The organism is Hymenobacter latericoloratus (assembly GCF_014199535.1).
Classification (GTDB): domain Bacteria; phylum Bacteroidota; class Bacteroidia; order Cytophagales; family Hymenobacteraceae; genus Hymenobacter; species Hymenobacter latericoloratus.
Genome location: NZ_JACHNV010000002.1, coordinates 418,597 through 437,561, shown reverse-complemented (window position 1 = coordinate 437,561; position 18,965 = coordinate 418,597). Strand labels below are relative to the sequence as shown.

Here is an 18,965-nt window from a genome sequence, read left to right as displayed (position 1 = left end):
TGATAGGTGAAAAGAGTGGAGATTTTCGGAGTGTGAAAGTGGATCAGGTTAGTAACAACGACAGCAATACGGAACCGGAGCCTCCTAGAAGCGCTAATACAAACCAAGTCCAAACTTTATGATTGGCCTCTTGGAGTCGGCTGTTCTCGGCTTCCAATTTTTGCCGGAGCCGTTCTTGTCGTTGGAGCTGACGTGCCTGGGCTGTTACGGCTTCTTGCTCGGCCACCAGCTGCTGCTGATGCCCGCTACGTTCCTGGGTAAGCTGCCGCTGTAGCTGCCAGAACTCGTCCTGCCAGTCAACCAGCTCCTGATCGGGCTTGGCCGCCAGCTGTACAGCCGGCATGAGCCGTCGATCATCTTGCAGCCGCATCTGGTAAAGCTGTCGTTGCAGGTCAGCTATAGTCAACAGCTGTTGCTGCTCCAGTTCGTCAAGTTGCTCACGGTGGCGTTGCTGCTGAGCCAACAGGCGGGTACGGGCCGCGCCCAGTTGCTGCTTTACGTTGGCTAACTCTGCCTCCAGTTGCTGTACTAAGTCCACGTTGACTGGAGTACTGGCTGCTACCACTGGCAGACTGACGGGGGCAGGCGTCACTGGCTGGGGCACCACAGGCACCGGCGTGGCAGGAATAGGCTTTGGCGTGAGAGGTACTGCTGGCGGCGGAGCTGGCTGGGATGAGCTGGTCTGCTTTTTCTGCGCTTGTCTATGAAACGCTAGTACCTCCGCACTGACAATAACGTCCTGCCGTCGAATGGCCGTGTGCAAGCTCAGCCCCTGAAAAGAACGGCAGCGGCTGAGAGCTACATAGAGCTGACCCGCCGCAAAAAAGCCTTTGCCTGGTTGTATATCAACCTGATCAAACGTCAGTCCTTGGCTTTTATGAATAGTGATGGCCCAGGCTAGTTTCAGAGGTAACTGGGTAAAACTGCCTGTTACACTGGTTGTGATTCGCTTGTTCTTTTCGTCCCAGTTATACTCCAGCTTCTCCCACGTTTCGCAATCAACTGTGTGTGTGGCACCATTCTCTAGTTCCACTACCGCCGACTGGTCGGATAGGCTGATGATTTTTCCAATAGAGCCATTCACCCACCGGTTGAGGCGGTCATTGCGCACAAGCATAACCTGGGCGTTCGGCTTTAGCTCCAGGTCACGCTGGGTCGGGTAGTCGCCCTCTGGAAAATTACCCGTCACCGTAGCTTGATAAGATCGAGCGGGCTGAGTGAGCTTGCCTAATTCGCTTCCGTTGTAATTCTCCGCGTCTTGGTTGCGAGTACAGAGCGTAATACGCTTACCTAATGCTGAACCGCCGGACTGCGCTACCCGCTGATTGAGTAAGTTTAGGTCAGCTGGGGTAACAGTCTGCAAGCGGATATTGTCCAGTAGATCCACAAACTGCTGGTCTTGCTGCCGATACGATTTTTGCAGTTCCACCATCGTAAGTGGGGCCTGTTGGAATACTTTCGCTCCGAAGAAGTAAGGTTGCTGATAGTACCGCTCAAACAGCAACTTCTCTGTATCCTTCAGAATGGGAGGCAGCTGAAATGCATCCCCTACCAACAGCACCTGTTTGCCCCCAAAAGCCTCCTTGAGCCGGCCCGTATGCTTGCGCAGGGAGTAGTCGATGCCATCTAACAGATCTGCCCGCACCATGGATACCTCATCGATGATGAGTAACTCCATTTCTTGCAGGAGGCGCTGCTTGCTCTGGTCAAGTGCTGATGCACCACCAGGGCGGGGGCCGTAATAGGGAATTTGCGGATCATTCGGCTGCAATACCCGCAACGGAAAGCCAAACAAGCGGTGAATTGTAGTACCCCCTACATTTAGTGCCGCCACCCCAGTCGGGGCTACCACCACTGTCTTTTTGTGGGTATTCTCAATGATGTAGCGTAGGAGCGTCGATTTACCCGTTCCAGCCTTACCAGTCAGAAACAGACTTTGGTTGGTGTGCTCGATAAGGTTCAGTGCACGCTGAAACTCCGCATTACTGACATCAAGGGATACCAAGGAGCTCACTAAATAACTAATGTCTTATAGGTTATACCTGATCAAATCAAGAACTAGAGATAGTTCTAGCTCTTGTTCTGTAATTCAAGCATCCAAACTAACTAGATAAGTTGGTTAAACATCCAAAATATAATATTCAAAATTTACAATACAAAACATAGAACCACACACCATTTTTGCAATAAACTACTATATATCAAATGTTTACAATCAAAATTGCATATAAAAACATGTTGCAACATTATATCTGATTCATTTCAAAAGCAACAAGATTCAGCCTTGAAGTGGGGACTACCTACACCCGCACCCGCCACAACTCCCCCCAGCTAGTCGTATAAGCCGGACTCTTCTGCTCCCGGTTCATCGCCCAAGCCGCCCCCGCACCCCTACGCACACTGGCCGAGCCCACCAGCACCGCCCCTTTCCCATACCGCCGGTTCAGCGCGTCCAGCGTCCCCATCAACTCCACCCGCTTTTCATTCACCGCCACCGGTGCCTCGAATAGTCCCAACTGCTGCTCCCCCGCCCGCTCCAGCCCGTCCAGCATCACGCCGGCCTTCTTATACAGGGTGCCTGGCCGCCACACCTTCCGCAGCAACAGCCGCGCCTGCGCCGCCAGCTCCAGTGTATCATCCGTGGCCACCGGCAGCGTCACCAGCGCCGACCGGGTAAACGGTGGCGGTTCATTCCCAAACCGGTTCGTACTCACAAACACCGTCAGTACCCGCGCCGCTGAGCCCTGCCGCCGCAGCTTCTCCGCTGCCCTCGACACGAATGTGGCCACCGCCCCCATCACGTCCTCAAACTCCGATACCGGCTTACCAAACGACCGGGTGCAGGCAATGGACTTCCGCGCCGTACCCATACCCTCACCTACCTCCATGCTCAAGCACGGGTAGCCCTGCAGCTCCCGCACCAGCCGCATCCCCACCACCCCGCCCAGGTTCTTCCGGGCCCAGGGTAACGGGCAAACCGCCAAGTCGGCCGCCGTGCGGTAACCCGCCGCGTACAGTTTCGCCGCGTACTGGTGCCCCACGCCCCACACATCCTCCACCCCCACCTGCGCTAAGGCCTCCTGCCGCTTGTCGGGCGTATCTAGGCACAGCACCCCACTACCACCGGCCGTCGTTACCGCCGCCTTGCTCCGGGCCTTCGCCACCCGGTTAGCCAACTTTGCCAGCGTCTTGGTCGGCGCCATTCCCACGCACACCGGAATACCCGTGCGCTGCAGCACCTCCGCCCGCACCCGCGTCCCATACGCCGTCAGGTCGCCCAGGTGCCGCGTCATACCCGCCAGGTTCAGAAACGCCTCGTCAATGGAGTATACCTCCACCTCTGGCGCTACCTGACCCAGATACCACATTACCCGCCGGCTCATGTCGCCGTACAGCTCGTAGTTCGACGAGCACACGGCCACATCATGCTGCCGCAGCAGTTCCTTCACCTGAAAGTACGGGTCCCCCATTTTCAGCCCCAGCGCCTTCGCCTCGTTCGACCGCGCTATGATGCACCCGTCATTATTTGACAGCACCACTACGGGCCGCCCCTCCAGCTCCGGCCGGAATACCCGCTCACACGAGGCATAGAAGTTATTGCAATCAACAAGGGCGAACATAGCTCAATCCTAATCGGCTTTCGTGCACCAGCGTGTGCAGCACCACAATCACCACGCCCCAAATCCGTACCTCCTCCGGGCACTTAATATCTACCGGCTCAAATGCCGGATTCGCCGGCAGCAGCCGCACCCTGTCCGGCCGCTTTGATAGGGTTTTCACCGTGTAGGCCCCATCCACCCAAGCCACCACCACGTCTCCATCCCGCGGCGTCACACTTCGGTCAATACCCAGTAGGTCCCCATCCTGGATAAACGCCCCCGTCATGCTCTCCCCCGTCGCTCGGGCCAGAAAGCTCGAATCCGGATTCCGAAAGAAAATCCGGTTCAGGTCAATCAACTCCACCTGGTAGTCATCGGCCGGCGAAGGAAAGCCGCAGGGTAGTTTAAAGTCAATTACAGGCACCCACAGCGGCTCCGGCGGCAGGTTTCCAACTACAAATTCAAGCTCAGTCATAGCACTACGTTGCGTCAAGTGTGTAGGCAAGTATAGTGCTTGCTAATCAATTTAGTTTCATATACTAATAAATTTAGTGTATTTCAGTATGCCTATTCGGGACAATATGATGTATCAAAGTCCACTCAGTAGCCTGAAATAGCTACATTTGAGTAAGTCTCAACCATTCCCCAAATCCTACCGCAAGCGTTTATTTACACACATCCTTGCTTATGCTCAGAACCCTACTCTTAGCTAGCATTTTACTCCTCACCACCCTCTCGGCTTCAACCCTCCCGGCTAGCCCAGCCATGCACCGTTCTACCGCAGCGGCCGTCTTCGTGTGCATGAGCAAGTCTTCCGTGGCCTACCATTCCTCCAGCAGCTGCGCCGGCCTCAACCGCTGCACCCACGAAGTGCGCAGCATGTCCGCCAGCGCCGCCCAGGAACTTGGCAAACGGGCTTGCCACAAGTGCTACTAGCCTCCTTCTTTTCTAACAGCCGCCCAATTCAAGTTCAGCGCTGAATTACCACCCTGCGCAGGGCGTTCCTGCCATCTGGCCCATTATGAAGATTATTCAGTCCCACGACGTTCAAAGCAAGCTGATGAACGTCATTCTGACCGCCAAAAAGGAATTGGTCATTGTTTCTCCTTACGTCAACCTAACCTACACCAAGCAGGTATCCGCCGCCCTAATAGCGGCCCGCAACAAGGGTATCAAAATCGACTTTTACATCCGCGACGAGCCCAGCAACGCCGTCAGCAAGGAGCAGGTACTCAGCATGGGCATCACCCCTCGCCTGATTCCCAACCTTCACGCCAAGCTCTACTTCAACGAAACCACTGGCCTCATTGCCTCGCTAAACCTGCTCAGCAGCTCCATTGGCAATTCCATCGAAATAGGCGGCCAGCTGGAAACCCCCGAAGAACTCGACGAGCTTCGCCTCTTCGTAGCGCAGTTCATCACTCCCCATGAAGTTGGTGCCCCAGCACCAAAGCCTCAACCCACACCCGCAGCTGCTCCATCCCAACTCAGCAAAGAAGAGCGGCATTTTCAAGACCATGAGTTCGGCCAAATACTGGCTGATTACATTGAGGAAAAGGTTGACCGCAACAGCTACGTGGAGGGCAACCATTCCGGTATGACAATACGAGCAGTGGGCAACACCTTCACCATAGCCATTGAAGGCAGCTACAATGCGCCCCAGTTGGTCATGTACGGCATCGTATCCGGCAGTGAAGCCGACCGTTTCCCCGCCAAATCTGCCAAGCACTACAAGTCCAACGACTACCGCCACTCCATCCAAAGAGGCGGACGAGGCATCTACGACCAGGTCCGCGCAGCGCGCAAAGCGAACCTGTCTGCCAAATCTTTCAACAAACTAACCTTCGCCGAGAAGAAGCAGCTCTTATCCGAAGTGTCAGAATTTCTACTGGCCACCCAATCATTCAAAGCCGACTACCGCAACTAACCGGTGCTTATGCCTCCCATATCCGGCGAGCAAGCCATTGCCACTATCCTCAAGCACGATAAGAAAACCAACAGCTACAAAATAGCCCTGCTCCGGGCCATCAACGACCTCGTACTCCTCTACCCCGACCTCGTGCGAGAGGGCCAGCCCGTAGCCGTGCCCCTCCCGCGCCTGGCCGAGTTGTGGACTGCCTACTACTGGCCCTTCGCCGACACCACCCAGCCCATCTACCAGGGCGCCCGCGCCATCGTCGACGGCCAGCTCCGCAACGACGTTTCCTTTCGTCCCGCCCTTACCCAGCTCCGCCAGCAGTGGCAAGCCACCGTGCAGCTCCCGGCCCAAACCGCCGACGGCTTCTTCCTGCTCACCGAGATGCGCACCCCGCGCCGCCGGGCCACCTACGCCCCCGCCCTGCAGCAGGCCTACACCCAAGCCGTAACCGCCGCGGCCAAGGCCTTGCTCATGCCTATCCGCTACGCCGGCCCCGGCGAGTGGTCCGTCTTCGACAAACCCGCCCGCCTCGATCAACTTCCGCCACACACGCTAACCCTCCCCGGCACCCGCCCCCAAGACGTTTGCCTGGTTGTACCCGCCTCGTTGTGGGAAGCCTTCCACCGCCTCTCGCTCTACGTCGAAGCCCTTTGCCTGCACGAGTGGAGCCTCTTCACCGAAACCGTCACCCAGGACGCCGGCCAGCTCGTCACTCGCGGCCAGGTCTACACCCTGCTCACCGCCCGCCCCGACAACCGCCGCCCCCTCACGTGGGAGCGCAACCAAGTGGACATTTTGCTCCACGAAAACGTCCGCTTCGTCTGCCCCTGGACCCAAAAGCCCCTCACCCACCCCGAGCATTACGACCTCGACCACTTACTTCCCCTCACCATCTACCCCGTCAACGAGCTATGGAACCTGCTGCCCGTTGACCGCCAGTTCAACCAGCACACCAAGCGCGACCGTCTGCCCAGCTCGCAGCGCCTGGTCACCGCCGAGCCCCTGCTAGCCCAAGCCTACGCCACCTACCAGCAGTCTGCCACGCTCCGCCAGGTCATGCACGAAGACGCCGCCCTCCGCTTCACCGGCCTCACACCCGGCCCTACCTTCCCCACCGAGCTGGCTCACCGCACCATTCACTTCATCGACGACGTGGCCGCCGCCCGCTATGTCCAGCGCTTCTAACCCATGCAGTACCCCAAGCTCATCCGCGACCATATCCCCGCCATCATTGCCCAGTCCGGCCGCCAGTGCCGCACGGAAACCATGAACGACGAGGAGTACCGCCAGGCTTTGCGCGCCAAACTCGTCGAAGAAGCCCTAGAAGTACAAGCCGCCTCTCCCCAGGAGCTACCCACCGAGCTAGCCGACGTGCTGGAAGTCTTCGACGCGCTGCTGGCCGCCCACAACCTGAACGAAGCCGATGTACGCGCCATCCAACACACCCGCCGCCAAGAGCGCGGCGGTTTCTCCCAGCAGCTCAAATTGCTAGAGATTCAACCCTAGCCTACTCACTGCTCTTCCGCGGGGAGGTACCTCAGAGTTGATTAGTTAAAGTTGATGAATCTATCATAATACCTGCTTCATCCAAGCGGCATAAGCCACTTTCCGGCATTCGGTTTCTAAGCCCCGAACCACCATTACTGACGCGTCTATCTAGCAGCTTAGCTTCGCCTTCAGTAATTAGCACTACTTCACCTTCCTTCAAAATTTTGTAAATGGATTCATAGCTCCTGTCAGAATCTAAGAGTCTGCGTATGATAACCGAGACAGGGATTCTATGCTCACCATATAACTTGTCAGCAGTAAGTCCGCTAGTCTTTGCTGCCACCGACATCTTATAATGATTGCTTCCTCTTTTATTCCGATAGAGCGGCTTACCATCGGCCGTAAATTCGTCAAAGCTTCTGATCAATTTATCAAACGGATTACCTCGCCTGAATTCAGTGACTATTTCCTCGTCAAGAGCTAAAATGGCCGTGACACATTTGGCAATTGCCTCTTGATGCGTAACGCTCATATTGAAAAAACGAATGGCTTGTTAAAGCTTTGGGAACTGTCAACCTAAGCTGAGCAGCAACTGGTTTTACCTACTTCTCACGCAACACAAAGGGCAGGCACTCCCCGGCGCGAACTTCAATTGTCCCGTTCCAAGTTAACTTGTCGCAGGACGCTTGATAGGTATGAAGCCCGGGAGGTAGCAGAACTTTGACGGTAGCATCTTGCCCGCATTCTGGAGTACCCGATGCAAAATACCGATCCAACTTACCCCACCACTGGCCATCAACATACACGTCGATAGGCCCACGTAGCTTGGTATAGTTAGTATAGAAGTTGACAGAACCAGATTTTGGTTCTTCGGAGTGCGAAGTTGGATCCAGAATAGCATTCAGAAAGTAGCACTGCAGCATCCTCCCGTTCACCTTGGCAACTGCCCTGCCTTTATCAATAAGTGAAGCAGCCTCTACAGAAAATTCATTAACACCATCGTACAGGCGTGTAATCCGGCTGTTAAGCACATAAACGGTGTTTTCCCTGCACCATGTAAGTTCATCTGTAGATGTAATCGTATGCCATCCATCATTAATGGTTGGTGGGTAAGCATTGAAGGTTGCGTAAATGTTCTTGGTATGCTCAGAACACATGGCCGTTTGTTGGCGGAGTTCTGCGTCTACCTCTGCTCTGATTCGTTGTGCGTCGGCACTCGTAAACGGTCGAGCCTTCTGAACAGGTATATAAGGAACTTGCACAGGAGGAATCCAGGATTGTGCTTGAGCAACGTAGGAAATAGCTGCGAAAGCAAGAGTTACCAATAAACGCATTGCAATACTTGTTAGAGTTTAGAGCGCAATATAGACAGCATCATACTGACACCATTACACGGTCAAAGCAAATAAAAACGGCCACCCCATAGGTGGCCGTTACCGTTTACGAAGCCCGCTTCCTTCGCTCCTTCCTCACCCCCTTGAACGGCTTACCGTCCTCCTTTACATCCATAAAGCGCCCCGTCTCCGCGTCCCGCTTTACATACTGTCCGGTGGTTGGGTTAAAAGTCTGAGAGCGTTTGCGCACGGCTCCTTTGCGGGCGTTGTCGCCGGTAGGTGGGTTAGTTGCCATTGGGTAAACAGGTAAAAAGAGTTCTACAACGAAGCCGCGTCCCCGCGCTCCACCATGTCGCGCACCTCGGCCGCCGTGCGCCCATCGTCCCGCACCGGCGCCGCCTCCGGGTCCACCGCCACCGACGACACCGCCGCGGCCACTGTCCCCGCCAGCACCAGGTAGCCACCAATGGTGACCACCACCGCCGGCAGCGCCACCGGCGCCGTCGCAATAATGCCACCCACAGCCGCCAGGGCCGCCCCAATCGTGCGCACCTTCCGAAAAAACCGGGGCGTCGGCAAGGTCACCCGGTCCAGCACTGTCACTTTCTTGTCCATGATTTGTATGTGTTTGGTGAGTTGAAAAACCATCTTAAAACCGGCCGCCAGCACCGGTGCGCCGGCCAAGCGCCTATTCCTCCGGCCCGTCCCGACTCCGCGCCCACAGCACCCTGTCTACCCGCTCGTTGCGGGCCTCCTGCCGCCTTGAGGCGTCCAGCAGCTGATTCTGCCGCTCCACCATCACCGTCAGCAGCTTGTCGAGCGCATCCACTTTCTCGTTGAGGCGCAACACCGCGTCGGCCCCTTCCTTGCGCACCACGCCCAGCTCCCGCAACACCTCCGAGCGGTGCTCCTGCAGCTTCAATTCGTAGGCCTGCTGATGCTTAGCCTCCCGCGCCACGGCCGCCGTGTGGTAGTTGTCCACCTTCTCCGTCAGCACCGATGTCTGCGTTTCCTGTTTGCGCCGGTGCTCCTTCAGCTCCTCCACGTCGCGCCAACTCTTCACGAAGTACAGCAGCACCGCCACCCCGCCGCCCACCACCGACGTCACCACGCCCCAGTTGTCCAGCACCACGTTAGCCAAGGCCCACCCCTCCCTTCTGCCCGGTCAGTACCTCGAAGTGCGGCCGGTCCTTGAACGTGGCCCAGTCCCCGCCCCACACCACCCGCGCATCGGCCGCCTTCATCAACCGCGCAAACTTGCTCAGCAGCAGCCCCGACCACGACACCGACCCATCAGCCAGCCGAAATGCCACGTCCAGGGCCGGCGTCGGCGGCCCCACGTTATGCTTCGACTGCCCGCCGCGCTTGTACGTCACAATCGGCCCCGGCTTACTCCGCCCCTGCGCATACAGCTCATTCTGCCGTTCCGGGCTCCGGTAGCACTCCGTCACAAACGGGAGTCCCACCAGCCGCAGCACCGGGTCCCCCTGCCAACGGCTCAACGCCTGCGCAAACGCCGCGGCTAAATGCGGCACCGCCTGCGCCAGCCTTGTTTTCTGCTGTAGCCGTTGCGCCTCGCTCAGCGAAGGAACCACCCGTTTGTTTACCAAAGTATTATTGCCAGCTGCCATAAGCGTAGAGTTAGTGTTAGTTTTGTTTATCAAAGTAAACAAAAGCAACTGAGATTATCAGACCAGAACAATCCACTATCGAAGCCAATAATTGTATTTTTTTGGCGCATCCCTTCGGGTCAGGCTGTCCAGGGCTGCGCTTCGCTCCGGTGCTGACGCACTGGCTCCTGCGTCGCCACCCTTCCCATCCTTTGCGCACCCTGCCGACTCACCCCACCTCTCCTGCTTCAATCGTCCTACGCCCGCAGCCCAGGCCCTGAAAAACGGGCCCCAGCTGCCGGCTACCGCCCCACGCCAGGCACCGGGCCGCGCCCCCCAAAAAGCGCCGCCCGGCGCCTGGCTCACCGCTCGTTCCACGCTCCGGCCCACCACCGAGCCCCCGCACCACCTCCCCGCCGGCGGCCGGCCTCCGCTACCGAAATCCTCCGCCCGCGCCGGCCAGTCCTCCACTCCCTTTGCTCATTCCGCCCCGCTGCGTTACGCTCGTTCGTCGCTCCGCTACGCTGCGCTCCTCACTCCCTGCACTTGCTCTGCTCCACTCACGCCGGCCCTTGCAGCCTGCCCCGCGCTCCACCACCCCGCCTCCTCCCGCTACTGCTGCCCCTGCCGACCGCCCTACGCTCCGGCCCGGCACTGCTTGCCCCACTTCACCCCCCGCACCAGTGCCCAGCCTCCGCTACCAACTACCCACTGCCTCGGCCGGCCTCCCGCTGGTCGCCCCGCCTTGCCCCACACGATTCGGTGCCTGCGGCGAGTACCCATTGGGGGCGTCCCCCCAAGCCCCCCGTACCATGCTCCGCCCTGCTCTGCATTGCCTCGGGCTCCGCAGCCTAAAACGGCCGCTACCCCCTCATAAGGTGCCCTTCGGGCCGGCACATTGGGGGCGCTCAGGCCGCCCCCCAAGCCCCCCGGCCGAGGCTTCCAGCTGTTCGGTATGTCGGCCGCCCGCCGGTGCCGCAGGGCCAGTCGGCTAGTTGCCGCGGGGTGGCGGGGCGGCCAGCCACTCACAGCGCCGCCCCAGGCGGGTTGCAGCGCGGGCGGCGCTCAGCGTCCCCCGGCTTAGCCCATCCCAGCACACCAGCACCAGCCCTGCCCGGTGCACTATTTCCGTGTTGCGCACGTGGGGCGCGCCGGCTCCGTGGGCCGCGTAGTTGGGCCGCAGTTCCAGCAGGGGCACCCCGTTAGCCCGGCACCAGGCCGCCGCCAGGGCGTCCACCCCGGCCGCGCCCCCACTCACCACCAGGCCCAGCTGCCCAGCCGCGTGCAGGGCTTCCAGCCGGCCCACCAGGGCAGGGCACGTAGCCAGGCTCCGGCTGCCTACCACCGCCACCGTCCACACGCTGCGGCCAGCCTCGCCAAATAAATCAATTTGCATATTTTCCATATCTAAAGATACCACATTTTATGTATTTTAGTGCTATTATCAAGCAAAATATTCACTACTTTGATACACTACTTAAAGAAATAAATTGTATATTTGAGTAGAAAGTTCGGGAGAGGCCCGGACGCCCGCCCTACCCGGAGGCCTACGGCAGGGGCACCCCCACGGCTAACACCTACAGCCATGCTACCTACTCAGTTATTGCAGCTTGCCGCTGCCGCCTGGAAAGGCCCCGCCTTGTGCCCCTTCTCCGGTATTTGGGTTTCTCAGTCCGCCGCCACCTTTAACCAGGGCGGTACCCGCTGGTACGTCATGCTCAAGCTGGCGGAGCATCCCGCCGAAGGGCCCGCCCGCCCGGATTTTGTCGGCAACCACCAGTGCCCGTTTCAGGCCCTGCGCGAGGCCTTCCGTGCCTTGCGTGCCGTGGCCCCTGCCCATGCCTTCGCGGCCGTGTGGGAGGTTATGAAGGCCGAGGATGAATACGCCGGGTTGCCCGCTCATGCCTAGCGTTGCCCTAGTGGCCGCCCCCGCCGCACCGGTGGGGGTGGCTCCGGCTCCGGCTCCGGCGCCCACCATGCGCCAGCAGCTGGCCCGCACGCAGTCGGTCCTGTTCGATGCCCGGCACGCGCTATACGCTTTGCGCGACGAGTACCCCCGCCAGCCCGCCCGCTTTGCCCGCATCCGCGCCGCCATCCAGCGCCTGCGCCAGGCCCGCGCCGCCTACAAGGCCGCCTGCGAAGCATTCCACGCCAGCCCGGAAGGCGAGCAGCTGCAACGCTTGCGCCAACAGTATGCTCGCTGGTAGCACCCCACAGGCAGGCCGTTGGCACACGGCCTGCCTGTACGCCGGCAACAAGGGCTGGGCCGTGGTGCGCGACGTGGCCCAACCCGGCACCCAGCCCGGTGGCCCCGGCCACTACCAGCAAGAGGCCGCCCCCGGCGCCTACGCCACCCACGAGCAGGCCCAAGCCGCCGCTGATGCCCTGAACGCGCCGCCCGTCCTGCGCCTGCGCCCGGCCGACCGCTACGGCGAGTTGCCCACGCCGGCCGACGACTACCACCCCCACCCCTGGGACCTCAAATAATCCTTTCACCGGCCCGCGCCGCGTCCGGCGCGGGCCCTACTCTCCCCGCATCATGCCCGCAACCGCTACGACTTACCAGCCCCACCTGCTCGACCCGCACAGCGCCGAGCCCCAACCCATCCAACCCCGCAACGGCCGCAGCTTCAAGCTGCCCGAGTTGTACGAACTGCTCAACTGTCAATTAGTCGACGTGGTGCGCCTGACGGATGAGTTAATACTCATCATCGACGACGAAGGCAAGTTCCGCAACCCCTGCTACCTCAACCTGCTGGCTACTTACCTCTGGTACCAATACCAGCCCCAGGCCCGCGGCGTCGATAGCATCGTCGGCCGCGCCATCCTCTGCCACGACAAGCAATTCCGCTAACCCCTGCAATTGTGCAAGCGCCGCTTGCCCAATTACCCCCCTGTCTTCTCGCATTCGGCGAAGGGGCCGGCCGTCAACGGGCCCCACCTTTTTTACTCCCTTTTACTATGGCAACCGCCTCCAAAGCCCCCAAAACCTCCACCGCTCAACTCCCGGCCGCTCCCATCACCGAAGCCGCGCCGGCTTACCTGGTCGAAAAAGTAGACGAAACTACCGGCGAAGTGCAGCAGGTGCCACGCTTCCGCTACCTCCCCGGCCACCCGCGCCAAATCCGCTTCGACGCCAAAGCCGGCCAGTTTAACATCAACGGCACCATGCCGCTAGGCCCGTCCTTGTCCTTTATCCCCCTGGCCTGGCGCATCTTCCAGGACGACATCCTGAACATGGGTCGCAAGCTATGGGCCGAGCTGTTCTACGCCGACGAAAAGGGCGCCATCTGCGCCGTCCTCTTTCACGGCTACAGCGTCGAAAACCTCTACCGCCTCATCGAGCCGCTGTTCTATGATGATTTGACCCTGGCCGACGTGGTAGTCAAGGTGCAGGCTAGCAGGAAGGAAACCACCAAGGACGGCAAGAAGGCCACCTACTACATAGCCGAGTTCAGCTACGAACCCGCCGACTCAGCCGAGGTGCAGGCCCGCCGCGACTTTGCCCGTGACTTTCCCATCTGGCGCGAGGAAACCACTACTGCCACCGCCGACGTGCGCACCAGCCACGGCTACCGCCTCCCTTCCGAGCCCGAACAACCCGTCCAAATCGAGGCCGCCCTCACCGCCGCCCTGGCCGAGTAACGCTAACGGCCCCCGACCCTACCGGGCCGGGGGCCGCCTGCGCCTTCCCATCCTTTTTCAGCTCCCATTCTCCCATGCTCGCATCCGAAGCCGCGCAACTGCGCATTGAGTTGCCCCCACTCTCCGACGCCGAAGCCCGGCAGCTGGAGCAGCTGGCCCACCTGTTGGCCACCACCGACACGCCCCCCGACCTGCGCGACCTGGCCCCGGCCGTGCGCCACCTGTTTCCCACCCCGGCCTACCAGGTCGGGTGCGGCGGCGCCCACATCTGGCTGCACCGCACGGCCGACCACCAACGCCTGGCCATCATCTGCTAAGTAGCACCAAAGTAGCAACCACTTTCTCAAGCCCTACCCCCCATGTTTCATAACCTTACCGTTCACTTCGGCCTCACCCAGGACCAGCACCGCGCCCTGCCCCACGTCAGCAACACCGACCTCTCCGCCCTGAAGGCGCAGGCGCTCGGCCAGCTCCGCACCCCCAACCCCGTCGCCCTGGCCTACGGCACCGCCTTCCACGCCGCCACCCTGGAGCCCGCCACCTACGCCCGCACCCCCGACAAGTGCCCGTGGGAGCAGCTGGAGCAACTGGCCCGCCACGTGCGCCGCCAACGCTACTGCCGCGACCTGCTTTACCGGGGCACGCCCGAGCTGACGCACACGGCCACCCATACCGCCACCGGCGTGCAAGTGAAGGTCCGCCCCGACCTGCTCGTGCGCAGCCCCGCCGGCCGCCGCCTCACCCTCATCGACTTCAAAACCACCAGCTGCCGCGACCGGGCCCACTTCCTGACCACCATCGAGCAGTACGACTACGACCGCCAAGCCGCGTTCTACCTCGACGCCCTCCAGGCCGACCGTTTCCTCATTATCGGCGTGCAGAAAAAAGCCCCTCACGCGCTTTGGACGGTGGAAGTCAGTGCCAACCTCATCCTCATGGAGCAGGGCCGCAAGAAGTACCAGCGGCTGTTGCGGGCCCACGCGCAGCAAAGCATATCAACCGCTGCCTAGCGCGAAAAAGGCCAGCCCCATAAGGAGGCTGGCCTTTTGCTTTGTGTAAGTAGATGAACGGCTTAGCCATCCACCTGCTCCCGCTCAATTATCTGCGGCGGCGACTCGATAACGGCCTGCGCCATATCCGGCTGCCCGCCCACAACCGGCGGAGTTGCCACTACTTCCCCAAACAGCGCATTGCCCGGCATTACTTGCCCGCCGTTGCCGTCCGGAATCTGGTTGAAAATCACCAGTTCCTCTCCGGGTGTACTGGCGGCCAACGCATCCGTAAGCTGCGCCGGCGTCACCAGTTGCTGCAGGTCGTGCACCAGTATCGTTTGCGTACTCACGTCCACGTTGTAGAGTTGATTCAGCGCGTTCATCTGCGCCGCCGCGTCCTCGGCTACGCCCAGCGCATCTGCCAATTTCTGCGCGTAGCGGCGCGCCTTCGTGTCGGCCGAGGCCCGCATCCGCATAGCACGCTTCATGCGGGCGCGGAATTGTCGTTGATAAGCAGTTATGGTTGCCATCTTGAGTTAGAAGTTTGAAGTGAGAGGATAGAAACTAAAGACGGTGAGCAGCAGGAGGCCAGAACGACCACCCCACTTCTCACCGTCTCAGGTTTTTACTAACCTACCGCCACCACGCTCAGGGCGTTGTAGGCGTTGCTGTTGAGCGGGTAGAACTTGCCGTTAAGCTGCTGGAAGAAGTCCACGCCCACGGCCACGATCAGCGACTCATCGGCCGCAGCGGCGCGAACCAGCTGCAGCGCCTCAGCCGGCCGCACGGCGTTGCTCAGCGGCAACTCCTCGGTGCTGGCTTCGGCACTGGCCACCGTGCCCGTTTCGAAGTTGATGCTACCCACGGCCGCCGTGATGCGGTAGTGCGTCGCCCCCTGCGGGGCGGCCACGTCCCGCGACGGATTCAATTCGCCCAGGTTCACTGCGTGGTTGCCGGTGGCGCGGTCCAGCGTGGCCTGCACCCCGCCGTAGTAGGTGCCCGAAAAGGCCGAGCCCGCGTTGAAGTCGAAGCCCAGCAGCGCCGGCAGGTTTTCCGGCAGAATCTGCCGCCCGCCCCGGTCACTGTCCTCATCCAGGTTGAGGATTTCCTTCATCTTCTGCGCCAGGCGCGACACCATCAGGCGGTCGGAGGCCAGCACCACCACGCGGCGCAAGGCGTCGCGCACCAGCTTACCGGCCTTGGCCGCCGTGCTGAACTCGCTGGCATTTTCCCGCACGCGCTGCATCGAGGCGGACGAGTTGAATTGGCTCTTGTTCGAGCCCTGTTTTTGGCGCACCGTGCCGTCCTTCGCAAAAACGACGCCGCCCACGGTGCCACTGATTTGGATTACGCCGGTCTGACGTGCCATAGTGGTAGGGGTAAGAGTGAAAAATGATTGTCCGACTGCTTTCACGTCGCGCTCCTACCGGGTGCAGTCCCCCAACCAGGCCGCCTGATATTGTGCCAATTGGGTCCGTCCGTCAGGTCAACCCATCAGCTGACCCAAATATCTACAAAATTTATTTAAGTGCTAAATAATAGCACCAAAGTAAACATTAGTAAGTACACGTATTTCCCAGCCTATAGTATGGCTGAAGTATGCTTCCAGTATGGCTTAGGTATGAAACAGGTATGGAATGCTGCCCTTTTGCGCGCTACGCTACTCCCTCAATCCGGCACATTCCACCGTGTTATATTTCCAGCAGCAACACCTCCTCCGGCCGCCGGTCATGGCAATCGGTGAATAGTACGCCCGTCTGCGTCACCTCATCTACCTCCTTCACAATGCCCGGCATCGGCGTATGCCCCACTACCTGAATAATACCCGGCAGCAGCCCCCGCCGCAGATGCACCGGCCGCACCCACAACGGACCATCCACCCGGTCGCGCCCCCCATTGTAGCCTGACACCTGCCACAGCCGCTGCCGGCCTTCCTCACTCGTCAACAGCTGATTGAGCACGGCTGCCACGTTCTCCGTCGTCGCGTACCGGCCGCACAGCACCCGAATAGCCAACCGGTTCACGTCCAGCCACATTTCCGATACGCCGGCGTGCGTAAACAGGTAAGCCCCCGCCTGGTAGGCAATCTGGAAAAACCCGCTATGCTGCTTGAACAGCAAATGCAGCGCCGGCGCCAGCGTCGGCCGAAAACCCGAGCACTGAAACTGCGGCCAGAACAGGTAGGGAAAACAGTGGTTGCCCAGCAATACTACCACGCGCTCCGGCTCTCGCTCTTTCAGTAGCAGCACATCAATAAAATTATCCAGCATCACCCCGTCCGGCACCGTGAAGCTGTCGTTGTAGTCACCCAGAAATACCACCCGATCCGCAGCCTGAGCAGTGGACAGGAAATCAGCCACCAGCGCCACCCAGTTCGTGCGGCCGTGAATATCAGGGATAACTAAAACGCGCATCAGCAACTGGCTATTTAACCGCCGAAAACCCACTAGCTTCCGGCCATGATGTCGCAATTTGCTCAGCTCTATCCTTACGGCCTAATCCGCTACACCCAAAGCACCTTCCTCGAACTCGTCACCGATACCGAAGTCCACCGCATCGACTTCATAGGCAAACTCAGCAGCCACTTGCAGCGCGGCACCCACGATTCCTCAAAAAAACCTATCTAACTGAGTACGCTACCAATACTGCTACCAAAGCGTTTTTCAACTATCTTTACATCACACGCAACAAACAGTTTTTCAACCACTTGTAGCGTCATTTTCAGGCTTCTATCGGACCCCGGCTCTGGGTACTTTTAGGCACTAAAACTGCCACACTAGCCGTAAAAGCGGCCTTTCTGAGCAATCAGAAAGGCCGCTTTTATTGTTTTCAGCTACTGAGCGGATTTTTACTACCAAGAACTCAGTAGATTCCGGGCATGATAATGCAATTTGCTCAGCTCTATCCTTACGGCCTAATCCGCTACACACAAACCTCCTTTCTAGAGCTGGTTACCGCTACCGAAGTTCACCGCATCGACTTTATAGGTAAAATCAGTTGGCACTTGCAACGTGGTACTCATGGCCCCGTTTCCGTCCACTACGACCATCCATTACTGCAAGGTGTTCAAGGCCCGGCTACAACCCTTATGGCTCGTGCTACTACGCGTTACATAACAGATGCTTCAACTCTGGTAGCTGACTTGCAGGAGAATATTCGAGTACAGGCGGGAGAGTGGTACGGCTTCGCTCCCGGCACTTGGGCCATGTGGTGGCATCGGCTGCAAGTCCACAACATCGTACCCGACCTAACGCGCACCGGAGGTATTATACTCAATAGCGCACCGTTCGCCGTTGCGGAGGCTGCCGCCGCAATCTGTGCTCGTCATAAGGTTGAAACCTACTTTGCTCCGCCCAGAGAAAAGTGGTCGGCGCTTCCCTCTGCAGCTTCCTACCAGCTCCCGCTCATCGGTCAGAACTACGTCGTGGCCCGCAAGTTCTTCGTCAGCACGTTGTACGGTAATCCATCCGCGAAGCCTTCCCCACGATTCCTAAAAAAATCCTAGGTAGAAGTTTCCGCTATGCGTTTGAATTGCAGCAGCTTCTCAGAGTAAATCTGCTCTTCTCTACTATTCCACCCCTACCCCCTCGGTGCCTCCGGAGCCGGCAGGTCGGGGAATCTGTTCTTCAGTAGCTCCTCAAAGGTTTGGGAACGGTCGTTTAGGAAGATGTCGTGGTGGAAGGTATCGAGCTTGAGCAGCAGGTAGAGGAGTTGCTTGCGCTCGGCAGGTTCCAGGGTACCGGCTACCATGTGCGCTACCTGCCCCATGCGGCCAAACAACCGGAAAAGCACCTGGCGGCCGGCGTCGGTGATGGTGAGTAGCTTGCTGCGGCGGTCGGTTTCGTGGGCTTGCTCCACCAGCAGGCCTTGGCGGAGCAGGCGCTTGAGAATCTCGGTACCGGTAGGCTTTTCGTGGATGTTGCGCACGATTACCTCCGTTTTGGTTAGCGGCTGTTGCCCGTACACCGTCACCAGATAGCTAAAGTCATCATAAGAAAGTAGCGGAGAGCCTTCCAGGGCCAGGCGCATGTAGCCGCGGGCGTAGCGGTACATAAACGTGATGAGCTTACTGATGCGCGACTCGTCGAACTCGGCCGGATGGGCCTGGGTGCGCGTAACGGGGGTAGCATCGGGCGGTGCGACGGTGCGCGTGTGCAACCAGGTAGCAAACGCCGCCATATCGTCGGGGCCTTGCCCAGTAGGATGCTGCGCCTCAAAAGCCTCGGCCAGATCTACCAGCTGGCGAAAAAAGGCGTAGTTCATGCGGCAAAGATAACGGGGCGAAAAGAAGGATAGAAAAATCTGATTTATCATGAAAACATACTAACTCGATATAAGTTGATGGGTTTACACACATTTCAACCCATCGACTTAGGATG

General features: G+C 59.2%; 26 protein-coding genes. 13 read left to right on the top strand and 13 right to left on the bottom strand.

Annotated features, from left to right (window positions below; translation table 11 throughout):
- Nucleotides 1-43: 43 nt before the first annotated feature.
- From GGU46_RS07630 to GGU46_RS07620, 3 genes are all read right to left on the bottom strand, one after another.
- Nucleotides 44-2,005, bottom strand: a complete 1,962-nt coding sequence (locus GGU46_RS07630; protein WP_183402959.1) for an ATP-dependent DNA helicase — start codon at nt 2,003-2,005, stop codon at nt 44-46.
- Between the two features lie 295 nt (nt 2,006-2,300).
- Nucleotides 2,301-3,620, bottom strand: a complete 1,320-nt coding sequence (locus GGU46_RS07625; RefSeq protein WP_183402958.1) for a Y-family DNA polymerase — start codon at nt 3,618-3,620, stop codon at nt 2,301-2,303.
- Nucleotides 3,604-4,074, bottom strand: coding sequence for a LexA family protein (locus GGU46_RS07620; RefSeq protein ID WP_183402957.1), 471 nt, complete (start codon nt 4,072-4,074; stop codon nt 3,604-3,606). Before GGU46_RS07620 ends, GGU46_RS07625 begins: the two co-directional genes overlap by 17 nt.
- 290 nt (nt 4,075-4,364) lie before the next feature.
- Here GGU46_RS07620 and GGU46_RS07615 point away from each other — a divergent pair, with 290 nt between their 5' ends.
- The 4 genes from GGU46_RS07615 (at nt 4,365) to GGU46_RS07600 (ending at nt 7,023) form a co-directional block, all read left to right on the top strand.
- Nucleotides 4,365-4,535 carry a hypothetical protein gene (locus tag GGU46_RS07615; RefSeq protein ID WP_183402956.1) on the top strand — a complete coding sequence of 57 codons (171 nt, stop codon included), beginning with the start codon at nt 4,365-4,367 and terminating at the stop codon, nt 4,533-4,535.
- A gap of 85 nt (nt 4,536-4,620) precedes the next feature.
- Nucleotides 4,621-5,526, top strand: coding sequence for a phospholipase D-like domain-containing protein (locus tag GGU46_RS07610; RefSeq protein ID WP_183402955.1), 906 nt, complete (start codon nt 4,621-4,623; stop codon nt 5,524-5,526).
- Nucleotides 5,527-5,535: 9 nt separating this feature from the next.
- Nucleotides 5,536-6,702, top strand: coding sequence for an HNH endonuclease domain-containing protein (locus GGU46_RS07605; RefSeq protein WP_183402954.1), 1,167 nt, complete (start codon nt 5,536-5,538; stop codon nt 6,700-6,702).
- 3 nt (nt 6,703-6,705) lie between these two features.
- Nucleotides 6,706-7,023: a nucleoside triphosphate pyrophosphohydrolase gene (locus GGU46_RS07600; protein WP_183402953.1), complete on the top strand. Its 318-nt coding sequence runs from the start codon at nt 6,706-6,708 to the stop codon at nt 7,021-7,023.
- A gap of 31 nt (nt 7,024-7,054) precedes the next feature.
- On the opposite strand, the gene GGU46_RS07595 is transcribed toward GGU46_RS07600, so the two are convergent.
- The 6 genes from GGU46_RS07595 to GGU46_RS07570 form a co-directional block, all read right to left on the bottom strand.
- Entirely contained in the window at nt 7,055-7,537 is a 483-nt protein-coding gene (locus GGU46_RS07595; RefSeq protein WP_183402952.1) for a hypothetical protein, read from the bottom strand.
- Between the two features lie 70 nt (nt 7,538-7,607).
- Nucleotides 7,608-8,339 (bottom strand): hypothetical protein, encoded by a 732-nt coding sequence (locus GGU46_RS07590; protein WP_183402951.1) that lies wholly within the window; start codon nt 8,337-8,339, stop codon nt 7,608-7,610.
- A 318-nt stretch (nt 8,340-8,657) separates the two neighbouring features.
- Entirely contained in the window at nt 8,658-8,954 is a 297-nt protein-coding gene (locus GGU46_RS07585) for a hypothetical protein (protein ID WP_183402950.1), read from the bottom strand.
- A 73-nt stretch (nt 8,955-9,027) separates the two neighbouring features.
- Nucleotides 9,028-9,471, bottom strand: a complete 444-nt coding sequence (locus GGU46_RS07580) for a hypothetical protein (RefSeq protein ID WP_317171873.1) — start codon at nt 9,469-9,471, stop codon at nt 9,028-9,030.
- A gap of 1 nt (nt 9,472) precedes the next feature.
- On the bottom strand, nt 9,473-9,970 hold the full coding sequence (locus tag GGU46_RS07575) for a M15 family metallopeptidase (protein ID WP_183402948.1): 498 nt from the start codon (nt 9,968-9,970) through the stop codon (nt 9,473-9,475).
- A 970-nt stretch (nt 9,971-10,940) separates the two neighbouring features.
- Complete coding sequence (locus GGU46_RS07570; protein ID WP_246398862.1) at nt 10,941-11,354, bottom strand: SLOG family protein; 414 nt, start codon at nt 11,352-11,354, stop codon at nt 10,941-10,943.
- A gap of 180 nt (nt 11,355-11,534) precedes the next feature.
- Here GGU46_RS07570 and GGU46_RS07565 point away from each other — a divergent pair, with 180 nt between their 5' ends.
- From GGU46_RS07565 to GGU46_RS07535, 7 genes are all read left to right on the top strand, one after another.
- Nucleotides 11,535-11,858 (top strand): hypothetical protein, encoded by a 324-nt coding sequence (locus GGU46_RS07565; protein WP_183402947.1) that lies wholly within the window; start codon nt 11,535-11,537, stop codon nt 11,856-11,858.
- Nucleotides 11,851-12,156, top strand: a complete 306-nt coding sequence (locus tag GGU46_RS07560) for a hypothetical protein (RefSeq protein ID WP_183402946.1) — start codon at nt 11,851-11,853, stop codon at nt 12,154-12,156. The genes GGU46_RS07565 and GGU46_RS07560 overlap by 8 nt, the downstream gene beginning before the upstream one ends.
- On the top strand, nt 12,143-12,436 hold the full coding sequence (locus GGU46_RS07555; RefSeq protein ID WP_183402945.1) for a hypothetical protein: 294 nt from the start codon (nt 12,143-12,145) through the stop codon (nt 12,434-12,436). Before GGU46_RS07560 ends, GGU46_RS07555 begins: the two co-directional genes overlap by 14 nt.
- Nucleotides 12,437-12,488: 52 nt before the next feature.
- Nucleotides 12,489-12,803 (top strand): DUF3846 domain-containing protein, encoded by a 315-nt coding sequence (locus GGU46_RS07550; protein WP_183402944.1) that lies wholly within the window; start codon nt 12,489-12,491, stop codon nt 12,801-12,803.
- A gap of 107 nt (nt 12,804-12,910) precedes the next feature.
- On the top strand, nt 12,911-13,594 hold the full coding sequence (locus GGU46_RS07545) for a hypothetical protein (protein WP_183402943.1): 684 nt from the start codon (nt 12,911-12,913) through the stop codon (nt 13,592-13,594).
- 74 nt (nt 13,595-13,668) lie between these two features.
- Nucleotides 13,669-13,911 (top strand): hypothetical protein, encoded by a 243-nt coding sequence (locus GGU46_RS07540; RefSeq protein WP_183402942.1) that lies wholly within the window; start codon nt 13,669-13,671, stop codon nt 13,909-13,911.
- A gap of 42 nt (nt 13,912-13,953) precedes the next feature.
- Complete coding sequence (locus GGU46_RS07535) at nt 13,954-14,604, top strand: PD-(D/E)XK nuclease-like domain-containing protein (protein ID WP_183402941.1); 651 nt, start codon at nt 13,954-13,956, stop codon at nt 14,602-14,604.
- 62 nt (nt 14,605-14,666) lie between these two features.
- On the opposite strand, the gene GGU46_RS07530 is transcribed toward GGU46_RS07535, so the two are convergent.
- The 3 genes from GGU46_RS07530 to GGU46_RS07520 all read right to left on the bottom strand — a co-directional run bounded on the left by GGU46_RS07530 (nt 14,667) and on the right by GGU46_RS07520 (nt 17,000).
- Nucleotides 14,667-15,116, bottom strand: coding sequence for a hypothetical protein (locus GGU46_RS07530; RefSeq protein WP_246398864.1), 450 nt, complete (start codon nt 15,114-15,116; stop codon nt 14,667-14,669).
- A 98-nt stretch (nt 15,117-15,214) separates the two neighbouring features.
- Entirely contained in the window at nt 15,215-15,955 is a 741-nt protein-coding gene (locus GGU46_RS07525; RefSeq protein WP_183402940.1) for a hypothetical protein, read from the bottom strand.
- Between the two features lie 322 nt (nt 15,956-16,277).
- Entirely contained in the window at nt 16,278-17,000 is a 723-nt protein-coding gene (locus tag GGU46_RS07520) for a metallophosphoesterase (protein ID WP_183402939.1), read from the bottom strand.
- A 48-nt stretch (nt 17,001-17,048) separates the two neighbouring features.
- Here GGU46_RS07520 and GGU46_RS07515 point away from each other — a divergent pair, with 48 nt between their 5' ends.
- Nucleotides 17,049-17,213, top strand: a complete 165-nt coding sequence (locus GGU46_RS07515) for a hypothetical protein (protein ID WP_183402938.1) — start codon at nt 17,049-17,051, stop codon at nt 17,211-17,213.
- Nucleotides 17,214-17,470: 257 nt separating this feature from the next.
- Nucleotides 17,471-18,091: a hypothetical protein gene (locus GGU46_RS07510; protein WP_183402937.1), complete on the top strand. Its 621-nt coding sequence runs from the start codon at nt 17,471-17,473 to the stop codon at nt 18,089-18,091.
- A gap of 74 nt (nt 18,092-18,165) precedes the next feature.
- On the opposite strand, the gene GGU46_RS07505 is transcribed toward GGU46_RS07510, so the two are convergent.
- Nucleotides 18,166-18,849 (bottom strand): MarR family winged helix-turn-helix transcriptional regulator, encoded by a 684-nt coding sequence (locus GGU46_RS07505; RefSeq protein ID WP_183402936.1) that lies wholly within the window; start codon nt 18,847-18,849, stop codon nt 18,166-18,168.
- Between the last annotated feature and the right edge of the window lie 116 nt (nt 18,850-18,965).